At 41.1% G+C, this 24,574-nt stretch carries 23 protein-coding genes, 1 tRNA gene and 1 other annotated feature; of the genes, 10 read left to right on the top strand and 14 right to left on the bottom strand.

The window, feature by feature from the left end; all coding sequences use genetic code 11:
* Positions 1–145: 145 nt before the first annotated feature.
* A complete protein-coding gene (locus B5F08_RS09810; RefSeq protein WP_087378777.1) occupies positions 146–1,423 on the bottom strand; it encodes a DUF1015 domain-containing protein in 1,278 nt (425 codons plus the stop codon).
* Positions 1,424–1,562: 139 nt separating this feature from the next.
* Here B5F08_RS09810 and B5F08_RS09805 point away from each other — a divergent pair, with 139 nt between their 5' ends.
* Both B5F08_RS09805 and B5F08_RS09800 read left to right on the top strand, forming a co-directional pair.
* Positions 1,563–2,342 carry an amidohydrolase family protein gene (locus B5F08_RS09805; protein WP_087378775.1) on the top strand — a complete coding sequence of 260 codons (780 nt, stop codon included), beginning with the start codon at positions 1,563–1,565 and terminating at the stop codon, positions 2,340–2,342.
* A 78-nt stretch (positions 2,343–2,420) separates the two neighbouring features.
* Positions 2,421–2,497 (top strand) — tRNA-Ile (locus B5F08_RS09800).
* 214 nt (positions 2,498–2,711) lie between these two features.
* On the opposite strand, the gene B5F08_RS09795 is transcribed toward B5F08_RS09800, so the two are convergent.
* Positions 2,712–4,118 (bottom strand): LPXTG cell wall anchor domain-containing protein, encoded by a 1,407-nt coding sequence (locus B5F08_RS09795; protein ID WP_087378773.1) that lies wholly within the window; start codon positions 4,116–4,118, stop codon positions 2,712–2,714.
* A 456-nt stretch (positions 4,119–4,574) separates the two neighbouring features.
* On the opposite strand from B5F08_RS09795, the gene trxA reads away from it, so the two are divergent.
* Both trxA and B5F08_RS09785 read left to right on the top strand, forming a co-directional pair.
* A complete protein-coding gene (gene trxA, locus B5F08_RS09790) occupies positions 4,575–4,880 on the top strand; it encodes a thioredoxin (protein WP_087378771.1) in 306 nt (101 codons plus the stop codon).
* A 30-nt stretch (positions 4,881–4,910) separates the two neighbouring features.
* Positions 4,911–5,777, top strand: coding sequence for an NAD(P)/FAD-dependent oxidoreductase (locus B5F08_RS09785; protein ID WP_087378769.1), 867 nt, complete (start codon positions 4,911–4,913; stop codon positions 5,775–5,777).
* A 46-nt stretch (positions 5,778–5,823) separates the two neighbouring features.
* Here the strand turns inward: B5F08_RS09785 and B5F08_RS09780 are convergent, their stop codons facing one another.
* Genes B5F08_RS09780 through B5F08_RS09770 form a run of 3 tightly spaced genes read right to left on the bottom strand, consistent with a single transcriptional unit; the run spans position 5,824 to position 8,210 of the window.
* Positions 5,824–7,056, bottom strand: a complete 1,233-nt coding sequence (locus tag B5F08_RS09780) for a serpin family protein (protein WP_087378767.1) — start codon at positions 7,054–7,056, stop codon at positions 5,824–5,826.
* A gap of 12 nt (positions 7,057–7,068) precedes the next feature.
* Positions 7,069–7,662, bottom strand: coding sequence for a hypothetical protein (locus B5F08_RS09775; RefSeq protein ID WP_087378765.1), 594 nt, complete (start codon positions 7,660–7,662; stop codon positions 7,069–7,071).
* On the bottom strand, positions 7,662–8,210 hold the full coding sequence (locus B5F08_RS09770; protein WP_087378763.1) for an RNA polymerase sigma factor: 549 nt from the start codon (positions 8,208–8,210) through the stop codon (positions 7,662–7,664). Before B5F08_RS09770 ends, B5F08_RS09775 begins: the two co-directional genes overlap by 1 nt.
* Before the next feature lie 169 nt (positions 8,211–8,379).
* Here B5F08_RS09770 and B5F08_RS09765 point away from each other — a divergent pair, with 169 nt between their 5' ends.
* A complete protein-coding gene (locus tag B5F08_RS09765; protein WP_087378761.1) occupies positions 8,380–9,486 on the top strand; it encodes an Mbeg1-like protein in 1,107 nt (368 codons plus the stop codon).
* 12 nt (positions 9,487–9,498) lie between these two features.
* The gene (locus B5F08_RS09760; protein WP_087378759.1) at positions 9,499–9,981 is read left to right on the top strand and encodes a pyridoxamine 5'-phosphate oxidase family protein; all 483 of its coding nucleotides are present in this window, start codon (positions 9,499–9,501) and stop codon (positions 9,979–9,981) included.
* Between the two features lie 351 nt (positions 9,982–10,332).
* Here B5F08_RS09760 and B5F08_RS09755 read toward each other — a convergent pair whose 3' ends face one another.
* Positions 10,333–11,823, bottom strand: a complete 1,491-nt coding sequence (locus B5F08_RS09755) for a phosphomannomutase/phosphoglucomutase (RefSeq protein ID WP_087378757.1) — start codon at positions 11,821–11,823, stop codon at positions 10,333–10,335.
* A 509-nt stretch (positions 11,824–12,332) separates the two neighbouring features.
* Here B5F08_RS09755 and B5F08_RS09750 point away from each other — a divergent pair.
* Positions 12,333–12,635, top strand: coding sequence for a hypothetical protein (locus B5F08_RS09750; RefSeq protein ID WP_087378755.1), 303 nt, complete (start codon positions 12,333–12,335; stop codon positions 12,633–12,635).
* Positions 12,636–12,755: 120 nt separating this feature from the next.
* On the opposite strand, the gene B5F08_RS09745 is transcribed toward B5F08_RS09750, so the two are convergent.
* Positions 12,756–13,571 carry a tetratricopeptide repeat protein gene (locus tag B5F08_RS09745; protein ID WP_087378753.1) on the bottom strand — a complete coding sequence of 272 codons (816 nt, stop codon included), beginning with the start codon at positions 13,569–13,571 and terminating at the stop codon, positions 12,756–12,758.
* 168 nt (positions 13,572–13,739) lie between these two features.
* Here B5F08_RS09745 and B5F08_RS09740 point away from each other — a divergent pair, with 168 nt between their 5' ends.
* The 3 genes from B5F08_RS09740 to B5F08_RS09730 are packed head-to-tail and all read left to right on the top strand — an operon-like array spanning position 13,740 to position 16,838.
* A complete protein-coding gene (locus B5F08_RS09740) occupies positions 13,740–14,114 on the top strand; it encodes a GntR family transcriptional regulator (protein ID WP_087378751.1) in 375 nt (124 codons plus the stop codon).
* The gene (locus B5F08_RS09735) at positions 14,111–15,010 is read left to right on the top strand and encodes an ABC transporter ATP-binding protein (protein WP_087378749.1); all 900 of its coding nucleotides are present in this window, start codon (positions 14,111–14,113) and stop codon (positions 15,008–15,010) included. The genes B5F08_RS09740 and B5F08_RS09735 overlap by 4 nt, the downstream gene beginning before the upstream one ends.
* A complete protein-coding gene (locus B5F08_RS09730) occupies positions 14,988–16,838 on the top strand; it encodes a hypothetical protein (RefSeq protein ID WP_087378747.1) in 1,851 nt (616 codons plus the stop codon). Before B5F08_RS09735 ends, B5F08_RS09730 begins: the two co-directional genes overlap by 23 nt.
* A gap of 327 nt (positions 16,839–17,165) precedes the next feature.
* On the opposite strand, the gene leuA is transcribed toward B5F08_RS09730, so the two are convergent.
* The 7 genes from leuA to rpsL all read right to left on the bottom strand — a co-directional run bounded on the left by leuA (position 17,166) and on the right by rpsL (position 24,459).
* Complete coding sequence (gene leuA, locus B5F08_RS09725) at positions 17,166–18,839, bottom strand: 2-isopropylmalate synthase (protein WP_087378745.1); 1,674 nt, start codon at positions 18,837–18,839, stop codon at positions 17,166–17,168.
* A 46-nt stretch (positions 18,840–18,885) separates the two neighbouring features.
* Positions 18,886–19,127, bottom strand: a binding site (T-box leader).
* 71 nt (positions 19,128–19,198) lie between these two features.
* Positions 19,199–19,498, bottom strand: coding sequence for a DUF1292 domain-containing protein (locus B5F08_RS09720; protein ID WP_087378743.1), 300 nt, complete (start codon positions 19,496–19,498; stop codon positions 19,199–19,201).
* Between the two features lie 80 nt (positions 19,499–19,578).
* Complete coding sequence (locus B5F08_RS09715) at positions 19,579–19,848, bottom strand: DUF1292 domain-containing protein (protein ID WP_158096277.1); 270 nt, start codon at positions 19,846–19,848, stop codon at positions 19,579–19,581.
* Between the two features lie 83 nt (positions 19,849–19,931).
* A complete protein-coding gene (tuf, locus tag B5F08_RS09710) occupies positions 19,932–21,134 on the bottom strand; it encodes an elongation factor Tu (RefSeq protein ID WP_087378739.1) in 1,203 nt (400 codons plus the stop codon).
* A gap of 167 nt (positions 21,135–21,301) precedes the next feature.
* Entirely contained in the window at positions 21,302–23,380 is a 2,079-nt protein-coding gene (fusA, locus tag B5F08_RS09705; protein WP_087378737.1) for an elongation factor G, read from the bottom strand.
* Between the two features lie 38 nt (positions 23,381–23,418).
* A complete protein-coding gene (gene rpsG, locus B5F08_RS09700) occupies positions 23,419–23,889 on the bottom strand; it encodes a 30S ribosomal protein S7 (protein ID WP_087378735.1) in 471 nt (156 codons plus the stop codon).
* Positions 23,890–24,036: 147 nt separating this feature from the next.
* The gene (gene rpsL, locus B5F08_RS09695; protein ID WP_087378733.1) at positions 24,037–24,459 is read right to left on the bottom strand and encodes a 30S ribosomal protein S12; all 423 of its coding nucleotides are present in this window, start codon (positions 24,457–24,459) and stop codon (positions 24,037–24,039) included.
* Positions 24,460–24,574: the final 115 nt, after the last annotated feature.

Genomic DNA, 24,574 nt, shown 5'->3' with positions numbered 1-24,574 from the left:
AAAAACGCCTCCTTTTGTTGTCACTTGCAAAAAAACGGTATCACAAAGAAATCACACCCGAGGTGGTGTGCCCCTTCATAATACCGTTAATCTGTTTGTTATTATATCAGTTTAATGTAATATTGTCAAGATAAAACTATCTTTATCAGTCCTCAAGCATGTTCATAACCATACCTGTTATCATCTTTGGATAGAAATAGGTTGATTTCTGGGGCATTTTTTCTCCTGCAAGGGCAACGTCACGAATCTGTGTAACCTTTGTTGGGTTCAAAATAAATGCGCACTGGAATTTGCCATCACTAACACCATCAACAGCCTCCTGAAAAATCTTTGTATAGGTGAGGTTTATCTGATTTGCCATATTCTCTTTATCTATACCGAGAATGTTTTCAAGGATAAGACTGTGAAGAACTGTAACGTCAAGCTCTCTTGTGGGCTTGCTCATATCAGGCAGCATTTTATCAAGGTTAAAAGCATTTTTCAGCATGAGAATTTTGTTTGTCTTTCCCACATATCCGAAAGCCTTTCTGTTGTCACGGAAAAGGTCGTGAAGCGTATTTTCCATTGTGGAAATATCCTCGCAGTCCATAACCTTGAAGTTTTCCTCACATTTTTTGAGGAATGCTTCCTCGTCAAAGTTTTCAAGATCTCTTACAAGTCTGTGTGTTGGGAAAACTTTAAGTCCCGGATGATCCATATCGGCAAGGAAAATCATCTGATAATCAACGCCGTCGCCCTCTTTTGCAAGACCATTTTCACGGCAGTAATTTCTATAGTTGAGAGCTGTTTCATAACGGTGATGACCGTCGGCAATATAGATTTTTCTGTCCTTAAAATCAGATACTATCTTCTCGATAACAGAAGGGCTTGTTACAGTCCAAAGTCTGTGGGTAATTCCCTGACCGTCTGTAAACTCCTGACACTCCATCTCCTTGGTTTTCTTTTCTATTGTATTCATTGTTGTGTGGGTGTCGTCTATATAAAGTCCGTATATCTGGCTAAAGTTGCAGTTTGTGGCTTTCATAAGGTTCAATCTGTCCTCTTTAGCCTTTGAAAGTGTAAACTCGTGAGGCAAAACTATACCCTTTGAAAACTCTTCCAGCTTCAGGCAGAGAATAAGACCTTTGATGCATACTCTCTTTCCTTTATGGTCAAACTCTTCCTCATAAACATAAATAGCCGGTTTTTCATCTCTCTTTAAAATTCCCTTTTCAAGCCAGCTGTTTAAAGTTTCTTTTGCCTCTTCATAGGGGTTTTCGCCCTTTGGAAGCTCAAGTCTAATAATGTTGTAAGGATTTTCTTTTATAAATCCCTCTCTTTCGCTGTCGCTTATAATGTCATAAGGAGGACAGCAAAGCTTTCCTATATCTCCTGCTTTTTCCACATCAAAACGTAATCCTCTGAATGGTTTTACCTGTGCGATAAGTCATTTCCCCTTTTCAATATATTCTAAAAATTGAGGCTTTTCCGTTATTATATCATGGCTGTGATAATTTGACAACGAATAATTTGAGGTTTATAATTATAAAAGATTTACTTTACTGAAAAGGAGGTCAGATTTTATGATTACAAATTTCCATACCCATGTTTATCCGGACAACATAGCAAAAAAAGCCATAGAATCCGTAAGCGGATATTACGGCATTAAAATGGAAATGGACGGTTCTATCCAGTCACTGCTAACAGACTGTCAAAAGGCAGGCATTGACCGTGCGGTGGTTCTGGGGGTTGCCACTGTTCCCTCTCAGGTTCAAAGCATAAACAATTATGTTTCCTCACTGTGCAATGAACACAAAGAGCTTGTGGGTTTCGGCACAATTCATTCCGAAATGGAAAATCCGGAAGCCGAAATTGAAAGAATGATTTCCCTTGGTTTAAAAGGCATTAAAATTCATCCGGATACACAGCATATAAATATTGACGAGGAAAAAATGTTCAAGGTTTACGATATGATACGTGGAAAGCTTCCCATTCTTTTCCACTGCGGCGACTATCGTTACGGATATTCAAGACCGGAACGCCTTGCCAGAGTTTTGGACAACTTCCCGGGTCTTACTGTTATTGCCGCTCACTTCGGAGGCTGGAGCCTGTGGGATTTGGCTGCCGAATACCTTGTGGACAGGGATTGCTATTTGGATTGCTCAAGCTCTACCATGTATTTAGGCAGAAAAAGAAGCCGTGAGCTTATTCACGAATACGGCGCAGAGCGTATTCTTTTCGGAACAGATTTTCCAATGTGGAATGCTTTCGGTGAAATAGGAAGAATAAAAGACCTTAATTTATCAGCCGAGGAAACAGAGCTTATAATGAACGGAAACGCCTCGAGAATTTTAGGCGAATAACTATAAGTTTAAAAAATCTCTTGACAAACAACATCATTGCTGATATAATACTAAAGGTAACTTAACCAGTGAGTTTAAGGGCCATTAGCTCAGTTGGTTAGAGCAACCGGCTCATAACCGGTCGGTCCGGGGTTCGAGTCCCTGATGGCCCACCAATAAACGGCAGTTAAAAACTGCCGTTTATTTTTTTATCTGTCGAAGTTATATATAGTTTCCATTACAAACGAATAATAAAAAGCAACAGGGCGTCATATAATAAATGCGCCCTGTTATTTTTTATAAAAGAAAACCCCTCAGAAAAATCCGAGGGGCAAATCATCAAAAAGCAATTAAGTTTTAACTTAATATATGTACTTACTTAGAAATCAATTATTTTGTAGCTTTCTTTCTAGCGAAGATTACAACGCCTGCAGCCATGATAGCAACTACCATGAGAGCAACTGCTGTTGAAGCTTCACCTGTCTGAGGAGCTTCTGGCTTCTCAGTTGTTGCCTGCTCTGTTGTTGTACTCTCAACTGGTGTATCGTCTACCTCTTTCAGACCGTCAATAGCTGCCTGGAGAGCCTTAAGCTGCTCATCAACTTTCTCCTGTGACTCCGGAGCTGCCAAAACTGCTTCAGCTGCTGCGATTGCATCCTTAAGAGCTGCTACAGACTCTTCTGTATATCCATCTTTTTCTACCAGTTCTTTAGCCTCTGCTACAAGTTTCTCAAGCTCTCTTGTATCAACTGCACCTGGAACAAGAACAAGATTATCGATAGCTGCCTGAAGAGCTACTACCTGATCATCAACCTGATCCTGTGACTCTGGAGCTGCTACAACTGCCTCAGCTGCTGCAATCGCATCCTTAAGAGCTGCTACAGACTCTTCTGTATAGATATCTTTTTCTGCATATTCTTTAGCATCTGCTATAAGAGCCTCAAGAGCTGTTGTGTCAATCTCTACCGGACCCTGCTCTTTCTCAAGTGCATCAATAGCTGCCTGAAGAGCTACTACCTGAGCATCAACCTGATCCTGTGACTCTGGAGCTGCTACAACTGCCTCAGCTGCTGCGATTGCATCTTTAAGTGCTTCAATAGAATCAGCTGTATATCCACCATTTTCTACATATGTATTAGCCTCAGCAATAAGAGCCTCAAGAGCTGCTGTATCGATTACTACTGGAGCATATCCGCCAGAGATTACCAAAGAAGCTGTAACGCCGTCTGTCAAACCGGAATTATCCTTTGCAACAACATCTGTGTAAGGATCGCCCTGTGTTGGCTTGCCGGCTGCATCATACAAGCTGAATACGTGGAATTCCTGGCAGAACAACTCGTCAAGGTTGTTAACATCTTCAAGAACCTTAAATGTATACTGATACATCATTTCCTTGCCGTTAGACAAGTCAAGACCCTTGAGTATAGAATAGTTGAAGTGGATACCCTTTGCAAAAGGTGCATCTGCTGCTGAGTAGTTAAAGTTGTAAACAAAAGAGTTACCTGGAACATAAAGATTTGGCCACAATACATCTTCAGTATCCTCAACAAACTGCAACTTTGTGCTATCATAGAAAAGCTCCATCTGAGCATTGATTGAATAGCGATCGTTTGTATCTACTGAGAGTGTAACGGTGATTGTGTCACCAGCTTTTGCGTAATTGTTGCCGCCTGTCTCACCTGACATTCTGTAACCAGGATTATACATATCTGCTGCGCTTGCTGATGTAAGACCAACAACACAGAGAGATGCCAGCATGAAGATTGCGAGCATTACGCTCATAATTTTCTTAGACATGATTTTTATCCTCCTTAATTTTTGCTATTCTAAGCACGTCATCCTAAGCACTTGTATTATACAACACTGGTAACAATTTTGTCAACACTTAAGTCTGTTTTTCTCTGTATTAAACGTAGAATATCGGCCTATTTCCGCTGAAAAAACTCTACTACATGCACAAAATACCTTTTTAGCACATGAAATATTACAAAAAGATTACAAACAAAAGGAGATTTACCAGCAATATTTATAAACAACTTGATGCCATTATTTTGTATACAAATTATTGCAATTTCTTTTTTCTGTAAATACTTATTCGGATAGTGTCTTTAAAATAATTCCTTTTGTGATTAAATCACTGGATTTTTTTGCCTTATGCGTGTATTATATAATTACAGTAAAAAACTGAATAAACAATTTAAAAAATATAATCATAACAGTAATAAAACAAAACCAATATAAGGAGCGATAAATATGTCAGTATTAACAATCACACAGAACAATTTTGAAAGAGAAGTTTTAAATTCCGACAAGCCGGTTCTTCTTGACTTCTGGGCATCATGGTGCGGCCCATGCAGAATGCTTTCACCGGTTGTTGATGAAATCGCAGAGGAAAACCCTCAGATTAAGGTTGGAAAAATAAATGTTGACGAAGAGGGCGACCTTGCCGCATCCTTCGGAGTTATGAGTATTCCAACACTTGTAGTAATTAAAAACGGTCAGGTAGTAAACCAGTCCGTAGGCGTTGTTCCGAAACAGAAAATCCTCGGAATGCTTTAATCATATACTAATTAAATAGGAGTGAGCGCCGTGTATGACATAATAATTATAGGAGCCGGACCTGCCGGAATTTCGGCGGCTCTTTACACACTGAGAGCAAATCTCAACACCCTTATAATAGGAAAGGACGGAGGCGCTCTCCAGCAGACAGACAAAATAGAAAACTATTTCGGCACAGGCGGAGTGATTTCCGGAAAAGAGCTTTTGGAAAAGGGCAGAATCCAGGCTGAAGCTTTGGGAGCCGTTTTCGCAAAGGAAGAGGTAGTATCGATAGAGTGGATGGAAAATTTCACCGTTACAACTCAGTCAAACCGCTATGAAGCAAAAGCCGTGATTATAGCCACCGGCAACAAGCGCAGCACAGCAAAAATCAAGGGTATTGATACACTTGAAGGAAAGGGCGTCAGCTACTGTGCAGTCTGCGACGCATTTTTCTACAGAGGAAAAAATGTCGGCATACTCGGAAGCGGCGAATATGCACTTCACGAAGCTATGGCGCTGAAAGGTGTTGTAAATTCCATAACAGTTTTCACAGACGGCAAAGAGATAACCGCTGATTTCCCCGAGGATATAAGCATTGTAACCTCACCAGTTGAGGAAATACAGGGAGAGGAAAAGGTTTCCGGCGTAAAGACAAAGGACGGAAATATATATCCCCTTGACGGTGTGTTTGTGGCTTTGGGAACTGCGGGAGCCGGAGAGCTTGCAAGAAAGCTGGGACTTCCGATAGAAAACAACAGAATTTCCGTAAACGAAGACAAGTCAACAATGATTCCGGGAATTTTTGCCGCAGGCGACTGCATTGGCGGAGTATTGCAGATAGCCACCGCTGTAGGCGAGGGCGCAGAAGCTGCCTTATCAGCAATTAAATATTTAAAGACTTCCACATCTAAATAATGACACAGCAAAACAGCATCAACGGGATGACCGTTGATGCTGTTTTTTAAGTTAGATTTAATATTTTTCCCATAAACAAAGGAATACCTGTTTCATTATCTATAATGAAATATAGAAACGGTCGGTCGAGCTTTACCTCTTTTCCAAGTATTGCTCCTTCGTCGTTAGCTTCCACCATTGTGACTGCTCCGGCGGTTGTTCCTTTTTCGTCCACATTTATAAAGGTTTTGTGAACCACACGGTTTATATACACATTCCCTCTGGTTGAGGTGCACATCTTTTCAAACTCTGCTTTTCCGCTGTCGAAAGCTCTCTCCATTCCCATATCTATAAGAGGTTCTTTAAGCTCTATTTCGTATTCACTGGAGAACTTGGGCATATTTACAACCACAGGTTCATTTTCATAATTTTTAAATGCATTGAGCAAAGTTTCACCCTCTAAGCCCTCTATAAATTCATCAATTTCCATATTCTCAGGATGAATCAAGGCGGCAAAGCTGAAATTTCCTCCCTTGTAATCCTTTATAAATCCCTCGGCGCCATTTAAGCTTATGTACTTGTTTTCTTCGGAATACATAAACTCCCTTTGAGCTTCGCTTCCGTCGCTGTTGTAAAAGGTTCCTTCAAATATCTCTGTATCGTAATAAATTCTCTCCCACTGGGCTTCAAAGGTTATGGCGTTTATAAGGTACATCACCGTATCAATATCTATTTCATCAAGAATTTTTTCAATCATTCCGTCTGTGTTTTTCTTTACCCAGTCGTTTATGTCATTTAATGTCTGCTCATTGAAAGGCTCTTTAAAAATCTGAGCATTGTAATAATCAGCCGCTGTCTGCAAAAAATCCTCATTTACCTGAAGGCGGTTTTCATCATCCCTAAACCACACAGAGTTGGCAATTTTCATTGCGCTTTCCCCTTGAGTGAGCTTTTCGGAAAGGGTGTAAAGGTATTGATTAAGCTCTTCTGTTTCCAAACCCTCGGCAAGAAGATTTTTCATTTCCTCAAGGGTTTCCCCCTCTGCCCCATTTGCGGTCATTGAAAGGGCAAGCATTATTGATACAGGGGAAATCATAGAGTTTTTCTCTTTATCGGTAAAATTTTTAAAGCTTTTTACAGCAAAGTCTGCGTATATCTTTTCAAAGCTTTCATCTGTTTCTTTTCCCTTAACCTGCTGAGGATTTATATCCGACGTAAGGTCTTTCTTTTCCCCGCTTTCACAGGCTGTCAGTCCCAGCAAAAGAGTAACCGCCATAAACAAACAAGCTATTCTTTTCATAAAACATCCCCCCTATACAAAGTTTATTATCTCCTGCAATTTATCATCTGGAATTTTTTTCCAGCGTCCGTCGTTGTTTTTCATTATATATCCGTCCTCAGATATGGAATAAATTTCATCTCCTGTGGAACTTGAAATTGTTATCACATATCTTTCCTGATGTTCCGTTTCTTCATAGTCACCTACGTCATATACGCTTTCAATTAGGCTGTAAAACTCCATAATATTTTCTGAGGAAATAGTCCTTATTTCACCGCTTGTTTTGTCGCTGATTTCCGCTGTAGGTTCTAAAACTATTCCGTCATTTCCGTCCTGTTCTTCTACAGCCTCCCCTGTATCCACTTCAATCTGCCAGTCACCTGATTCCTCAGTTGCAAATTCCTCACCATTTTCCGGAACGGTTACGCTCACGTCAACTCCGTTATCAATGGAATTGTTGCTTTCCGGCACAGTGTTCATATTCAGCAACGTGGGAACAGCAAAAGCACAGACAACCAAAAAAATACAGAGAGAACCCAGCGCTCTTCTTTTTCTCATTTTTTCAAGACTTGCTTTCACTTCCCATCGTTTAAAAACTTCCCTTTTAAAGTCTTCGTCATTTCTCATCACAGCTCAACTCCTTTTTCTGACAAAGCAATTTTCAACTTTCCTTTCGCCCTGTAAAGGAGATTATCTATCTGCTTTCTCGATTTTTTCATTACCTTTCCCGTTTCCTCATAGGAAAGCCCCTCAAAATACACAAGATGCACAGCTATTTTCATATCCTCAGGAAGTCCGCTTATGGCTTCGTTTAAAGCCCTGCTTCTCTCTCCCCTTATAAATTCCTCCCATAGAGAACCGCTGTTGTCTGCTGTTTTGTCAAGCTCCTCAATGTCGGCTTTTCTGTGCTTTTTGCTTCGTCTTAAAAAATCCAAAGCCCGGCTTCTCCCAATCATAAAAAGATATGTTTTAAGTGAGGTTTTAAAGTTGTATTTTTTCGGGTGGGAAAGAAATTCCACAAAAACATCTATAGCAATGTCCTCCGCCTCGTCATAGTCTTTAACATACCTGTAAATGAAAAAGGTAAGACTTTGGCGGTACTCCTTTAATATATCGTCGAAAGCTGATTTATCTCCCTGAAGAAAACGGCGGCAGCTGCTTTCACCGTTATCCATATCTATCGCCTCCTTACAATAATTATACGTTTTTCATCACCTAATTCCTTTATAATTTTAATTTATTTTTAAGAAATAAAACCTTGATTTTTGTAAATCTGTGTATTAATATAAAAGTATTATGGAGTAAGTGTAGGTATATAAAAATTATCAGATTGGAAGTGGCGTTATGGCAGATATAATAGATTACATCTACCAATACGGCGACAAGACGCTGGAGGAAATGCCTTTTAATGAAATTGACAGCCTTGTGTTGTCCAGGGTATCTTATATACCTTTTCACAACATCGTATCCAGCCATGTTACCCACAAAATAACAGTTTTGGGAGCTTTTAAAGAATTTTTAAACAGATACCGTGACCCATACAAGAAGGTTTTATGGCACGATGATGTTCCCCTTATGGCTGCTATGGCGGAAAGCCAGAGATTTAAAAAAATGGAGCTTTGCGCCTATAAAAATATCCTTGACCCACACAGAGAAATGCAGTTCGCCGCAATAACCATATTCATGGGAAACGGTCAGATTTTTATTTCTTTTCGTGGAACAGACGACACTTTTCTTGGCTGGAAAGAGGACTTGAACATGAGTTTTCTTCCTGTTATCCCCTCACAGCAGGAGGGTGTAAGATATTTCAACTATGTATGCGAAAACACAAAAGGTGATATAATAACCGGCGGTCACTCAAAGGGCGGCACAATCGCCATTTATGCCGTGGCAAACTGTGAAAAGCAAAACGCAGACAGAGTAAAAGCCATTTACTGCCACGATTCTCCGGGATTTACCGAAAAGGTATTTAAGGAAATCGAAGAAAAGAATGTTATGAAGCTGGTTTACCGTTATGTTCCCCAGTCCTCTATAGTTGGTATGCTTTTCTACAACGATGCAAAATACGAAATTATCAAAAGCAATCAAATGGGCTTTATGCAGCACGATATATATTCCTGGGAAATCGTCGGCAAAAGCTTTAAGCATATTAAATCAGCCACAAAAAGCAGTATGTTTTTTGACAGTACAATAAAAAGCTGGATGGATAAGATGTCCTTTGAAGAAAGACAAAAGGCTATTGACGCTATTTTTGAAATTTTTGACAGAACCGACGCCAAAACCATAGGCCAGCTGACGGAAAACTGGTTTGAAAATTCAAAGACAATTTTAAAATCCTTTAAAAATCTGGACTATAAAACAAGAAGCGTTATTCTGGCTTCTCTGTTTACCTTGGTTAAGGTTGTAAAAACACATATTGTGGTGGCTATTTCAAAAATGCAGGGATATTGAAAGAGAGATAATATGAGAAGAAAAAATCTTGAAGAAAAAGACATAAATGTAATTGAAGATATTTTAAAGGAATGTAAGGTTTGCAGAATTTCTCTGTGCTGTGACGGTGTTCCCTATATTGTTCCCATGAACTTCGGCTATGAAATTAAGGAAAATAATTTAACACTTTATTTTCACAGCGCCCTCGAGGGCAGAAAAACCGACGGAATTAAAAAAGGCGAAACTGTTTGCTTTGAAATGGACTGCGGCCATAAGCTCATAGCCGCAGAAAAAGCCAGCGGCTACACTTACGCCTATAAAAGTATAATCGGCTGGGGAAATCCCCAGGTTATTTCCGATACGGACGAAAAAATCGACGCTCTCAATAAGCTTATGTACGCCCAAACCGGAAGATATTTCGATATGAGCGGCGAAAAAGCGGTGGTTGATAAAACACTTGTATTTAAAATAGAAACCAACAACTTCACCTGTAAGGTGAAAAAAGGATTGGTTTAAACAAAATACCTCGTAGGATCGGATTAAAACATCCGCACTCACGAATTATATTTCTATATAAGAAAAATAAAAAACAGCCATGGTTTAATAAATAACCATGGCTGTAACAATTCAAATATAAATAAAACCCAACCGAGAGCGAACCATTCCAAAGACTACGGAAAAGGTCTCGTCCGCCTTTAAACGACGTTTATTTCCAAGCTGAAGTTCTGCAAGGCGGAGATAAAAAACTCGCCCGCCTTGTAATGATGTTTATTTTTTAAACGAAGTCCTGCAAGGCGGAGATAAAAATAAAGGTTTCGCCCGACCTGTGCTGAACCTAAAGATTAGATTAACCTATGCAGGTCGGAATCAAAAATAACGGGAAAGAAAGGTGTTGAGTTGGTTGAAGATTATGTCAACGCCGCCTTTTGTGTCGCTTTCAATGTTGAGAGGCATTATCGGATCGTGAACAGAAAGACGGAGTAAGAACCAGCCGTCGCCGTTGTCCTTGTCAAAGTAAACACGGATTCCCTCACGGTTGTCGTCGGCAATTTTCCAGCCCTCCTGAGCTTCTGCGTACTTTTCAAGGTCTGCAATTACCTTTTCGCCGTACTCTCTGAAATCCTTTTCTTTGATTTTGAAACGGATTTCCTTTGACTCAACAGGCTCTTTGAGGGACGCTGTCAAATCCTCAAGCTCTTTGCCCTGCTGTTTAAGCTGAGCCATTTTGATGATTATCTTTGTGCAGAGATATGCGCCGTCGTCCAGGAAATAATTCTCACGCATTGCGGCATGTCCTGAGGTTTCAATGGCAAGAGGACAGTTTATTCCCTGAGCGTTAAGCTCCAATGCCTTGTTGATTACATTTTTATAGCCTCTTCTGTAACGGTAATGCTTTCCCTTTAAATCTTCCTCTATAAATGTTTTAAGTCCTGATGATGTAATAGAGTCGGTAACAACTGTGCCGCCGTCGTTGCCCTCGAGAGCAATAGCGGAAGCCACTGCTACAAGACGGTTTCTGTTTATCTCGTTGCCTGAACTGTCAACGGCTCCGCCACGGTCAACGTCTGTATCAAAAATAACGCCAAGGTCTGCTTTGCTTTCCTTAACGGCTTCGCAGATTGACTGCATAGCTTCTTCGTTTTCAGGGTTTGGAACGTGGTTTGGGAACATTCCGTCCGGGTCAAGATAACGGCTTCCTGTTGTGTCTGCGCCCAAAGGCTCCAAAACCTTTGAAGCATAGAAACCGCCTGCGCCGTTTCCTGCGTCCACAACAATTTTGTATCCTTTTAAAGGATGCTCGTAATCCTCTGCGTTTACCTCTCTGCAAATCATATCACGGAGATTTTTTGAATACTGCTCCATGTAGTTTGTAGGGGTAACTGTACCGCCGCCGATTTTCTCAGGTGTTTCATTTTCCTGAGCATAGGTGAGGATTTCCTCGATGTCGCTTGCCTCAAGTCCGCCGTCACGGGTAAAGAACTTCAAGCCGTTTCTGTTAAATGGGTGGTGGCTTGCGGTAATCTGCAAAGCACCGTCGCACTTCAGGTCAACAGTTGTCATAAACATAGAAGGTGTTGAAGCAAGTCCGCAGTCAAGAACCTTTACGCCGTCGTCGGTAAATGCCTTTGTAACGGAAGCCACAATACGAGGGCCTGAAATACGGCTGTCACGTCCAACGGAAATTGTAAGGTCTTCGGCTTTTTTTGAAAGCTTCTTTGAAAGCCAAAGCACAAATCCGTCAGCCATTTTGTAAACCATCTCATCGGTAAGGTTTACGCTCTGACCCTCAACGCCTTCGCTGGCAACACCTCGGATATCTGTTCCGCTTTTAAAAATTTTGAATTGCTCGTTAAGCATAGTAACTCTCCTTTTCAGATTCTGAAATATCATTTACCCTTATTATACATGAGGTCTGTGAATTTAACAATGTTTTTAAGAAAATAGAATATAAAAACATATTTTTACGGGAATATGGGATTTTTTTATCCTCAAAAAAAATGATTACAAACAAGTAAAAATTCAAATTCGGCAATTATAATATTTGTATTGTTCCTAAGTTTTTATAAAAGTATATTTTTACCAAAATTCAAGAGAGCCCAAGTTCTGGAAACGATTTCATCATCAAATATTATGTGCAAATTATACAAAAAATTCAAATTTTAACCGCTTAAATAGGATGTTCAATTCGCAAAATTTACAAAGTTGTAAGAAAAAAGTTGTTGACATTTACGGTTCGTATGGATATAATGTAGGTGTCAAGTAAAGAGTCCGCTTGACTACCGATGAATATAAAAATCTATCTTCGGTATAGATTAAATTGCCAAATGGTAAATGGCAGCACGAAACATTTAAGGAGGAAAATTATTATGACACCTACAATTAGTTTACATGACGTTAATGTTGCTGAGTTCCTCGCCGTGCTTGACACTTGCAAAGGTAATGTGTACTTGATCACACGTGAGGGAGATCATCTCAATCTTAAGAGCAAACTTTGCCAGCTTGTTGGCTTGACACAGCTCATCGAAGGCGGTAAGATTTCAGAAGCTTACATCATCTGCGAGAACAAAGAAGACGAGTCAAAGCTCTTCAGATTTAACTTGTTCGATGATATGGGCGACGCTAAGGTTGCTAAGGCAGACGCTGAGAAAGCAGAAGAGACAGAAGAATAATAAAGCCTTATACGATTAACTCGATAACATTATAAATCAAAACCGGTCACATAGTGGCCGGTTTTTCCCCTTTCTATGGGAATCCCCCGGTGAGAAACAGATTTCTTGCCGGGGGATTTTTTATAGGTCAAGTTCATTTTTTAAAGTGTCGAGTATTTGATTTACTTTTCTTAAATTTTCTTCGTCCCCTATATTTGAATAGGCGGTTTCCAGGTAGTTGTAAATTTCCCAGTTTTCTATACTTATTTGTCCGAAAGCTTCCTCATTTATTTTTATGGCTTTTTTGTAGTAATCTATGGAGTCTTTAAACATTCCCTTTCTGTTTGAAAGACGTCCCAGTGAAAAGTAAGTGACGGCTGTGTCGGGATGGTTTTCTCCAAGATATTTTTCCCTGATTTTCAAAATAGGGTCAAAAAGCTTTTCACTGTCGGAAAGACAAAATTCTTCCAAAAGGGAATCAGCTTTTTCCTGCAATGAATCCGCAAGTGATAAAAGCTGCTCCTTAGGAAGTGTGTAGTCAATTTCAATGTTTTCAACCTCTCCCGTGCTGTTGTCGTACATGTAGGGGTCTGAAAAAGCATGGTTGTCGTCGGTACTGAACTTCATATTCTCATATTTGCCGGAATAAAAACCGGCTTTTTCCAAATCACCTTTTCTCAAATAGATAATGCTCATATAAAGGTATGTTGATGCTGTTACATTATGCTGTTCACCCAGAAGTTTTTCTCTAATCTTCAAAATAGTTTTGTAAAGCTGTTCGCTGTCGGAAAGGCGATAGCTTTCAAGCATTCTGTCCGCCTTTTCCTGTAAGGAATCGGCAAAGGATAAAAGTTCTTCCGGCGGAAGAGAAAAGTCCACCTGAGGCTGTGTTATTTCTCCGGTGCTTTGGTCCTCTGTATTTTGGTCATAGAAAAAAACCTTTTTGATATCCAGCATAGTTTAATCACCTCTGTTAAATATATAAAAATAATATCATATAATCTCAATTCAAGCAAGAAATTTTATATAATAAAATCTATTGACATTGTACTGCTCGCCGTGTATAATTGTATTAGATGATACAGTACAATTAGTCATCAAAAATCGGGAAAGGATGGTGATGTTATGTTTTCTGTGGACTTTATGGCAAGACAGCCTCTTTATGAACAGATTTATTTAAGCGCTGTTAACTTAATATCCCACGGGGTTTTGGCTCCCAATGAAAAGCTGCCGCCTATACGCTCGGTGGCGTCGGAGCTGGGAATAAATCCAAACACCGTGACAAAGGCTTATCAGATGCTTGAAAAGGACGGCTACATATATTCCACCGTTGGCAGGGGAAGCTTTGTTTCTCCCAATGTGGACAAATTTGAAGAGCGAAAGAAAAACGCTTTGCGTGAAGTTGAAAAATCTATCGGCACTGCAATAGAATGCGGTGCAGGCAGGAAAGAAATCACCGAGATACTTGACAAGGCTTTGATGAACGGAGGGTTATTATGATTGAGATAAAAAATCTTTCTAAAGCTTTTGAGAAAAATTTTGCCCTGAAAAAACTTAATTTTCAGGTGGGCGACGGCTCTGTTTTTGCTTTGGTAGGCTCTAACGGAAGCGGAAAATCCACCCTTTTGAGGACAATTTCCGGTGTTTACCAGCCGACAGCGGGAGATGTTTTGATTGACGGCAAACCGATTTTTGAAAATCCTCAGCTTAAAGACCAAGTTTATTTCGTGGCTGACGTTCCCTTTTTCTACAACGGAACTACCCTTGACAACGCTTCAAATCTTCTCAGCAAAATCTACAGCGGATGGAGTGAGGAAACCTATTTAAGACTTTGCTCCATATTCCCTATCGACAGAAGAGGAAAGCTCATAAATATGTCCAAGGGTATGCAAAGGCAGGCTTCTTTGATTTTAGCCCTTTCCGCAAAGCCCAAGTATCTTTTACTTGACGAGATTTTCGACGGTCTTGACCCTGTAATACGCAGGCTTGTAAAACAGCTTATAATAAACGACGTAAGCGACAGGGGTATGTCTGTTATCATCGCCTCTCACAACATGAGAGAGCTTGAGGATATCTGCGACCACATTGCTTTTCTCCACAGGGGCAACCTTGTTGTTGAGGACGACGTGGACGAGATAAAAACACAGGTTCACAAGTTCCATGCAGCTTTTGACAGGGACTTTGACCAGAATGAAATTATCGGCGGTCTTGAAATTCTGAATATCAAGAGAAGCGGAAACCTCATAAGCTTCACCGCCAAGGGAAACAAGGAAGATATTGAAAAAATAATCAAAGCGCAGGAACCTATATTTATGGAATCCCTGCCCCTCACTCTTGAGGAAATATTTATGTGCGAAATGGAGGTGGCAGGTTATGACATCGAAAACATCAAATAAGTACACAGCTTTTAACCGCTGTATTTCTCTTATGGGCTGGACTATAAAGAAATACAAATACACTTTGCTTATATACACTATACTTCTGTTTCTTTCTTTCCCCATGATGGCGGTATTCTGTATAACAAGCAAAGTCCCCATGACATTTGAGGGCAACGACACGGGCTTTATAATGTACAACGCATTTTTCTCCACTGTGGCTGTATCATTTTCCGTGATTATCTCTTTTATAAATTTCGCCTATATGCAAAAGAAAACAAGTGTTGACTGGTATTTTTCTTTCCCCATGACAAGGCGAAACATGTTTGTTTCAAAGTATTTAGCTTCTGCGGTTATGAGCATTGTTCCTGTTATTTTAATCTCTTTTATAGGACTTTTGATACAGGTTACAACAATAGACTTGAGTTCATTTTTCGCAAGTCTTATGATGCTTATTCTTGCAATACTCAGTAACATATCTTTCGTGGCTTTACTTTCAGTTTGCTGCGGAACAACAATTGACGGCATTATCTCTTATTGTGTAATTTCCATGATTTATCCTATAGCATGGGCGCTGGTTTATTATTTGCCGACACTTGTTCTCCCCGGATATGTTCCTTTGGATATCAGCATGACATTGCTGACCGCTCTTGTGCCTTTTGTATCCCACTATATGGGAACTTTTCTCGGTGACTTAGACCAGTTCACCTCCTATCAATTCATACACACAGGCTGGTGGCTGCTGTTTACGGTTCTCTGCACAGCCGGAAGCATATTCCTTATAAAGCGCAGACGCACCGAATCAGCACAAAACGCCTTTGCCTTTAATATGCCTGCAATAATAATCAAGATAGTAGCCGGCTTTGTGGGCGGAGTTGCTCTGGGATTGCTTTTCAGCGTTCTCTCCTACTCTTCTGATATGTTCTATCTTTGGTTTTTGGCAGGAGCAGTTATCGGCGCATTCTGTGTCACATTCCTTCTGCACATCATCTACGCAAGAGGAACAAAGGGATATTCAAGAAGTCTTTTGCAGTTTGCATGTGCAATCGTGCTGATTTCTGTGTTCTATATTCCGCTTATTACAGGTTGGTTCGGATATGTTTCCAATGTTCCGAAAGCAGAAGACGTTAAAAGCGTGGGCATATATCTCTATGATTCAGAGGGCGGCTACAGTCTTTACACTATAGACGAAGATACCAACACCGGTTACAACAATATTGACAGGTATACAACCTTTGACGACAAGGAAACAATCGAGGATGTAATCGAAATCCATCAGGAAATTGTTGATAACTTGAGTAATATATATGATTTCCCATATAATTTTGACAGCTCCAACAGGGCTATTATAAGCATGGATGAGGACAACAGATTTTTGAAATTAAAATTAAACTATACTCTCAACAATGGACGCCATATTACAAGGGAATACGAATACGGAGAACTTTCCGGAGAAGTTCAGAATATGCTTGCTGATTTTGTAACCTCCAGACTTTACGATTACAAGATTATTTCAAATTATGTTGACCGTTTTACGGAAATTATTTCCCTTGAGTATTTGGATTATGAAACCGATACCGGAATACTTGTTAATCAGGAAAACTTTTCTGATATGGATAAAATCCTTGAGGCTTTGAAAACAGATATATATAACAATAAGGATATGGAAGAAAGCAACTCCGACGCAAAAGGTAAAATCTATATCACTGCCTTTGACAAATATCATAAGCTTATCCGCTTGGATATAGTTATAAATGATAACTTTGAAAATGTTATGGCTCTGTTAAGCTCAGTAAATGAAAATGCATATTCTAAAGGTTACGCAGATTTAAATACGGAAACCGCTTAATTTTAAATAATCCTTTTATACTTTATCCTTCTATACACTAAAAACACCCCCATGATTTGTAGTCATGGGGGTGTTTTACATATTATATAGTTCTTTAAAAGAATAAATCAAATAAAAAGTTACATTAAAGCGAGCCATTCTAAAGACTAAGCAAAAGGTCTCGCACGCCTTGAAACGATGCTTATTTCTAAATCAAACCTTTGCAAGGCGGAAATAAAATAATCAAACCTAACCGAGAGCGAGACATTCCAAAGACTTAGGAAAACGTCTCGCCCGACGGAAAACAGGAGTTAATTTCAAGCTTAACCTTTCCCCGTCGGTTATAAATTATACTTCTGAGCGGTTTATGGCGTTGAGGACACCGAGGATTGAGGCGAAGTTTACGTTGTGGTCTATGCCGACACCGAAAATGTCGTTGCCTCTTGGTGTTTTAAGCTGAATGTAGGACACAGCCTTTGAGTCTGAACCGGAGGAAATAGCGTGCTGGCTGTAGGACATGAACTCGTAATTGTTAATGCCAACGCCCTTGAGTGCATTAAAGAATGCGTCGATAGGACCGTTTCCTGTTCCGGTAATGGCGATGTCGTGGCCCTCAATGTTGTCCATTCTGATTGTTCCTGTGAATGTAACCTTGTCGCCGTTTTCGTCGTAGAGCTTATGCTCAAGGAGATCGTATTTCTTCTTGTGGTTGATGTAGTTGTCCTCAAATACTTTGTACAGCTCTTTTGAGGTAAGCTCTCTTTCAACACGCTCACATTCTGCCTGAACCAATGCGCCGAATTCAGGATGCATTTTCTTTGGAAGGTCAAAGCCGAAGTTGTGGTTCATAACAAATGCGGCGCCGCCCTTGCCGGACTGAGAATTGATTCTGATGATAGGCTCGTACTGTCTGCCAACATCCGCAGGATCGATAGGCAGATAAGGAACCTCCCAGTAGTCGGAGTCGGTATCCTTCATGTACTTCATACCCTTGTTGATTGCGTCCTGGTGAGAACCGGAGAAAGCTGTGAAAACAAGCTCGCCGATGTATGGCTGGCGTTCGTTTATCTTCATGCCTGTGCATCTTTCGTAAATCTCCTTGTACTTAGGAAGATTGCTGAAATCAAGCTCAGGGTCAACGCCCTGGGTGTACATGTTAAGTCCCATTGTAACGATATCCAGGTTACCTGTTCTTTCGCCGTTGCCGAAGAGTGTTCCCTCCACTCTCTCTGCTCCTGCGAGAAGAGCAAGCTCGGAAGCTGCTACGCCGCAGCCTCTGTCGTTATGTGGGTGAATACTGATAATTGCTGCCTCTCTGTTTGGCAGGTGCTTTATAAAATATTCAATCTGGTCTGCGTATGTGTTGGCTGTGCACATTTCAACAGTGTTTGGCAGATTGAGGATAACAGGATTTTCTTTGGTTGCGCCAAGCTCCTCCATAACTCTTGCGCAGATTTCAACAGCGTTGTCCATTTCTGTGCCGCTGAAGCTTTCCGGTGAATACTCAAAGCGGATATTTGTATCGCCCTGATACTGTTCTGTAAGCTCTTTTACAAGCTTTGCGCCCTTTACGGCTATGTCGATTACGCCGTCCATATCGGTTTTGAAAACAACCTTGCGCTGTAATGTTGAGGTGGAATTATAGAAATGAACAATTACATTTTTTGCGCCCTCAATGGCTTCAAATGTCTTTCTAATCAAGTGCTCTCTTGCCTGAACAAGAACCTGAATTGTAACGTCGTCTGGAATATGATTTCCCTCTATAAGCTCACGGCAAATTTCGTACTCGGTTTCTGAGGCTGATGGGAAGCCGATTTCAATTTCTTTAAATCCCATATCGCAGAGAGCGTGGAAGAACTCCAGCTTTTCCTGAAGGTTCATAGGGTCGATAAGAGCCTGATTGCCGTCACGCAGGTCAACGCTGCACCAGATTGGAGCTTTTTCGATAACCTTGTTTGGCCACTGTCTGTCCGGCAAATTTATCTGCTGAAATGGAATGTACTTGTGAAATGAATTTTTCATTTTGAAAACCTCCGAATTTTTTTCTAAACAAAAAAATCGTCCCGTAAAAAGGGACGAAAAAAATCCGTGATACCACCCTGATTCAAACACACCTCACGGTGCGTTCCTCTGCGACTTCCAACAAAGTCCGACATATAACGGTGTCTGCCGTTCTGTTTTAATTACATAAAATGCTTTTGGACAGAAAACTCCGGGATGAGCTATACACACAGATTACAATATCGGTTCGCAGCAACCACCGACTCTCTGAATTGTGACACCATGTCTTGTTCCCTTCACAGTCTTTAAACGGGATATTTTGTTTGTTAATCACTATTATATTGAATTTTTATAATTTGTCAAGACTTTCGTCTGATTTTTTATTCTTCAAAGCCAAAAGTGTCCTTATTTCTCTCTTTGAAAAGGTCGAAAACTTCCATGAGAAGGTCTTCGTCATCGATTCCTACATAGTTTTCGTGCTCATCGTCAACGCTTTCGATTTTGAGGATAACAACCTGGTTTGCTTCGTCATTATTCTCTATAAGAACAATATATTCCTCGCCTCTAAGCTCGATGCAGTCCAAGAAGAAAAATTCTACATCTTCGCCCAAGTCGTTTGTGAGAACTATTATTCCGTCCTCGCCGTTTTCGTTTGTCATATTCTTTTTATTTTCAGCCATATTTTCATCTCCGTTTTAAAAAGTTTTCCACATTAAAAAGCCGGAACGTTGATAACTTTTCCGTTTTTTCAATTATTACATCAAAAAATAAACTCGTCCTTATATTCTTCTTTGAATATTTCCATTAACTCGTCTATCAATTCCTTTTTTGTCAATGGCAGGTAAGCTTCTGCTTCATGGTCTTCATCGTATTCATATTTTAAAATCGTCAGCTCATGACAATTTTCATGATTTTCCATAAGATAAACATACTTCTGACCTCTCAGCTTTATCATGCCGAGCCATTTATATTCTACGGGATTTCCTGACGGATCTATCAAGGTGATAATATCTTTTGAATTGTCAGCCATTTTACACCTCATCTTTATATATCAAAAAGGAGCGATCATAGACCGCTCCTTTTTTTATTTAAAGCATTAGCTTAGGCTTTTAATTAGTCGTTGATAGCGATAACTGCGCCTGAACCAACTGTTCTACCACCCTCACGGATAGCGAAACGAAGACCTACTTCGATAGCGATTGGTGTGATAAGCTCAACATCCATCTCAACGTTATCGCCAGGCATGCACATCTCTGTGCCCTCTGGAAGAGAGATTGTACCTGTAACGTCTGTTGTTCTGAAGTAGAACTGTGGACGATAGTTGTTGAAGAATGGTGTATGACGGCCACCTTCGTCCTTAGTAAGAACGTAAACCTGGCCACGGAACTTTGTGTGTGGGTGAATTGAACCTGGCTTTGCAAGAACCTGTCCTCTTTCGATTTCAGATCTCTGAACACCACGGAGAAGAACACCTACGTTGTCACCAGCCTCAGCATAGTCGAGTGACTTTCTGAACATTTCAAGACCTGTAACAACAACTTTTCTCTTATCCTCTGTGAGACCAACGATTTCAACTTCCTCAGAAACCTTAACTGTACCTCTCTCAACTCTACCAGTAGCAACTGTACCACGGCCTGTGATTGTGAATACGTCTTCAACAGGCATAAGGAAAGGAAGGTCAGACTTTCTTTCTGGAGTTGGGATGAAGCTGTCAACAGCGTCCATAAGCTCGTGGATGCACTGATACTCAGGAGCGTTAGGATCCTTAGAATCGCTTGTGAGTGCGAGGTAAGCAGAACCCTTGATGATTGGTGTGTCGTCGCCTGGGAACTCATACTCGTTGAGGAGGTCACGGATCTCCATCTCTACGAGCTCGAGGAGCTCTGGGTCGTCAACTTGGTCAGTTTTGTTCATGAATACAACGATGTAAGGAACGCCAACCTGACGGGAAAGAAGGATGTGCTCTCTTGTCTGTGGCATAGGACCATCAGCAGCAGAAACAACGAGGATAGCGCCGTCCATCTGAGCAGCACCAGTGATCATGTTCTTAACATAGTCAGCATGTCCTGGGCAGTCAACGTGAGCATAGTGACGCTTCTCTGTCTGATACTCAACGTGAGCTGTGTTAATTGTGATACCACGCTCTCTCTCTTCCGGAGCCTTATCGATGTTTGCATAATCAACGAAATCTGCCTCACCGTTGAGGTTGAGAACCTTTGTGATAGCAGCTGTAAGAGTTGTCTTACCGTGGTCAACGTGACCAATTGTACCAATGTTTACATGGGGTTTGTTTCTTTCAAACTTTTCTCTTGCCATTGGAAATTTCCTCCTTTTATTAGTAAATGATAAATTTACTTTATTGTAGCTATTGTACCAATTTTAATTAGAAATTGCAATAGCTTTTTAGAATATTTTCAGAACTTACAACGAAAATACCGTTGTAAGTTCCTGAAAAATTTGTGTTTTATAGTTTCAAAAAAGGATTAGTCCTTCTTTGTACGGTCGCTCATAACCTTTTCTGCAATGTTCTTTGGAACTTCTGCATAGTGGCTTGGCTCCATAACATACTGTCCACGACCCTGGGTCTTGGAACGCATGTCTGTTGCATAACCAAACATCTCTGAAAGCGGAACCATAGAATTGATTCTCTGTGCGCCGTTTTCAGCTTCCATGCCCTGAATCATACCACGACGGGAGTTGAGATCGCCGATAACGTCGCCCATATACTCCTCAGGTACGATAACAGTAACCTTCATGATAGGCTCCAAAAGAACAGGATCTGCCTTCTTCATAGCCTCCTTGAAAGCCATAGAACCGGCAATCTTAAATGCCATTTCAGATGAGTCAACCTCGTGGTAAGAACCGTCATAGAGCTCTACCTTAACGTCAACTACATTGTAGCCTGCAAGTACACCGGACTGCATTGCGCCCTGGATACCTGCGTCAACAGCAGGGATGTATTCCTTCGGGATAGCACCGCCGACAACAGAGTTTACGAACTCGTAGCCCTTTTCTGGGTTTGGAGAAACTCTGATCTTAACGTGACCGTACTGTCCCTTACCGCCTGACTGTCTTGCATACTTCTGGTCAACATCTGCATTCTTGCGGATTGTTTCCTTGTATGCAACCTGTGGCTTACCGATATTAGCTTCAACCTTAAATTCACGGAGAAGTCTGTCTACGATGATTTCGAGGTGAAGCTCACCCATACCGGCGATGATTGTTTGTCCGGTCTCTTCGTCTGTGTAAGCCTTGAAGGTTGGGTCTTCTTCTGCAAGCTTTGCAAGAGCAATACCCATCTTCTCCTGACCGGCTTTTGTCTTTGGCTCAATAGCAACACGGATAACTGGATCCGGGAATTCCATTGATTCCAAAATTACCGGGTTCTTCTCGTCACAGAGTGTGTCACCGGTTGTTGTATTTTTAAGACCAACAGCAGCAGCGATATCACCTGCATAGCAAGTGTCGATATCCTTTCTGTCGTTAGCGTGCATCTGAAGGATACGTCCGATTCTCTCGTTGTTATCCTTAGATGAGTTATAAACTGTTGTACCGGCCTTAATCATACCTGAGTAAACTCTGAAGAAGCAGAGCTTACCAACGTATGGGTCAGTAGCAATCTTAAATGCAAGAGCTGAGAATGGCTCTTCGTCGGAAGCATGTCTGCATGTTTCCTCCTCTGTCTCAGGGTTGATACCCTTGATAGCAGGAATGTCTGTTGGAGCAGGCATGTAATCAACGATAGCGTCCAAAAGCTTCTGAACACCCTTGTTACGGTAAGAAGTACCGCAGGTTACAGGAACCATGGTGTTGTTGATAGTTGCTTTACGGATTGTGCTCTTGATTTCATCAATGGTGAGTTCCTCACCGTTGAAGTATTTCTCCATGAGCTCCTCGTCCTGTTCTGCAACAGCTTCGATAAGCTCATCATGATATTTCTGAGCAAGTTCCATCATATCCTCAGGAATTGGCTCGTCTCTCATATCCTTACCGAGGTCATCATAGTAAACCTCAGCCTTCATCTCTACGAGGTCGATAATTCCCTTGAATGTGTCCTCAGCACCGATTGGGAGCTGAATCGGAACAGCATTACATTTAAGTCTGTCTTTCATCATCTGAACAACTCTGTAGAAGTTAGCGCCCATGATATCCATCTTGTTAACGTATACCATTCTTGGAACGCCGTAGTTGTCAGCCTGACGCCAAACTGTTTCTGACTGTGGCTCAACGCCGCCCTTAGCACAGAGAACTGTAACAGAACCGTCCAAAACTCTCAATGAACGCTCAACTTCAACTGTGAAGTCAACGTGTCCTGGAGTGTCGATGATGTTAATTCTGTGTTTTTTCCAGAAACAGGTTGTTGCAGCGGAGGTAATTGTAATACCTCTTTCCTGCTCCTGTACCATCCAGTCCATGGTTGCGCCACCGTCGTGGGTTTCGCCCATTTTGTGGTTGATACCTGTGTAGAACAGGATACGCTCTGTGGTTGTTGTTTTACCGGCATCGATGTGAGCCATGATACCGATATTTCTTGTCATTTCAAGTGAAACCTGTCTAGCCATGAAATCCTCCTGTTAAAAATTATGCTGCCGGTATATAATTACCATCTGTAATGTGCAAATGCTCTGTTTGCTTCTGCCATCTTGTGTGTATCGTCACGCTTCTTAGCTGCGCCGCCTGCACCGTTAACAGCATCGAGGATTTCGCCTGCAAGTTTCTCCTTCATTGTTCTCTCTCCACGAAGTCTTGAATACTTGGAGAGCCAGCGAAGACCCAGTGTCTGTCTTCTCTCAGGACGTACTTCCATCGGAACCTGGTATGTTGCACCGCCTACACGACGAGCCTTAACTTCCAATACAGGCATTACATTCTCCATTGCCTGCTCGAATACCTCCAATGGATCCTTGCCTGTCTTTTCTGCTATGATGTCGAATGCACCATAAACGATTTTCTGAGAAACACCCTTCTTACCATCGTACATAATGTTGTTGATAAGACGTGTTACGAGCTTTGAATTATAAAGCGGATCTGGCAAAACATCACGTTTTGCGATTTGGCCTCTTCTTGGCACTTTACTTCCCTCCTTCACAATATTTGAGATATCATAGGTACTCGAAAGCGACAAACTCCCGTATGCCACACAGAGGCTTATATATAAAGCACCTGTGTATTGCATCACAGTTACGTAAATAACTTAATGGGTAGTTTTGTCAATTCCTTATTTCTTACCTGCCTTTGGACGCTTTGCGCCGTACTTAGAGCGAGCCTGCATACGCTTTGCAACGCCCTGTGCATCAAGTGTGCCTCTGATGATATGGTAACGCACACCAGGGAGATCCTTTACACGTCCTCCACGAATAAGAACAACGCTGTGCTCCTGAAGGTTGTGTCCCACACCTGGGATATAGGAACTGACTTCAATACCGTTTGAAAGCTTAACTCTGGCAATTTTTCTCAAAGCTGAGTTTGGCTTCTTAGGTGTAGCAGTTTTAACAGCTGTGCATACGCCTCTCTTTTGTGGTGAGCTCTGGTTGATAGCGCAGCGCTTCTTTGAGTTCCAGCCCTTCAAAAGTGCAGGAGCCTTTGCTTTCTTCTCGGAAACTTCTCTTCCCTTGCGAACCAATTGGTTAAAGGTTGGCATGATTTTCCTCCTTTCCTCACTAATGAATAAGAAATTGATTTATGTTAACCACCAAAATAATTTTGGCGGGTCAACAGCAAATTATTCATGTGTTTCCTGTTTTTCACACAATAAA

Source organism: Anaeromassilibacillus sp. An172, from assembly GCF_002160515.1.
In the GTDB taxonomy this organism is placed as follows: Bacteria; Bacillota; Clostridia; order Oscillospirales; family Acutalibacteraceae; genus Limousia; species Limousia pullorum.
This window is presented reverse-complemented; position numbering and strand designations above follow the sequence as displayed.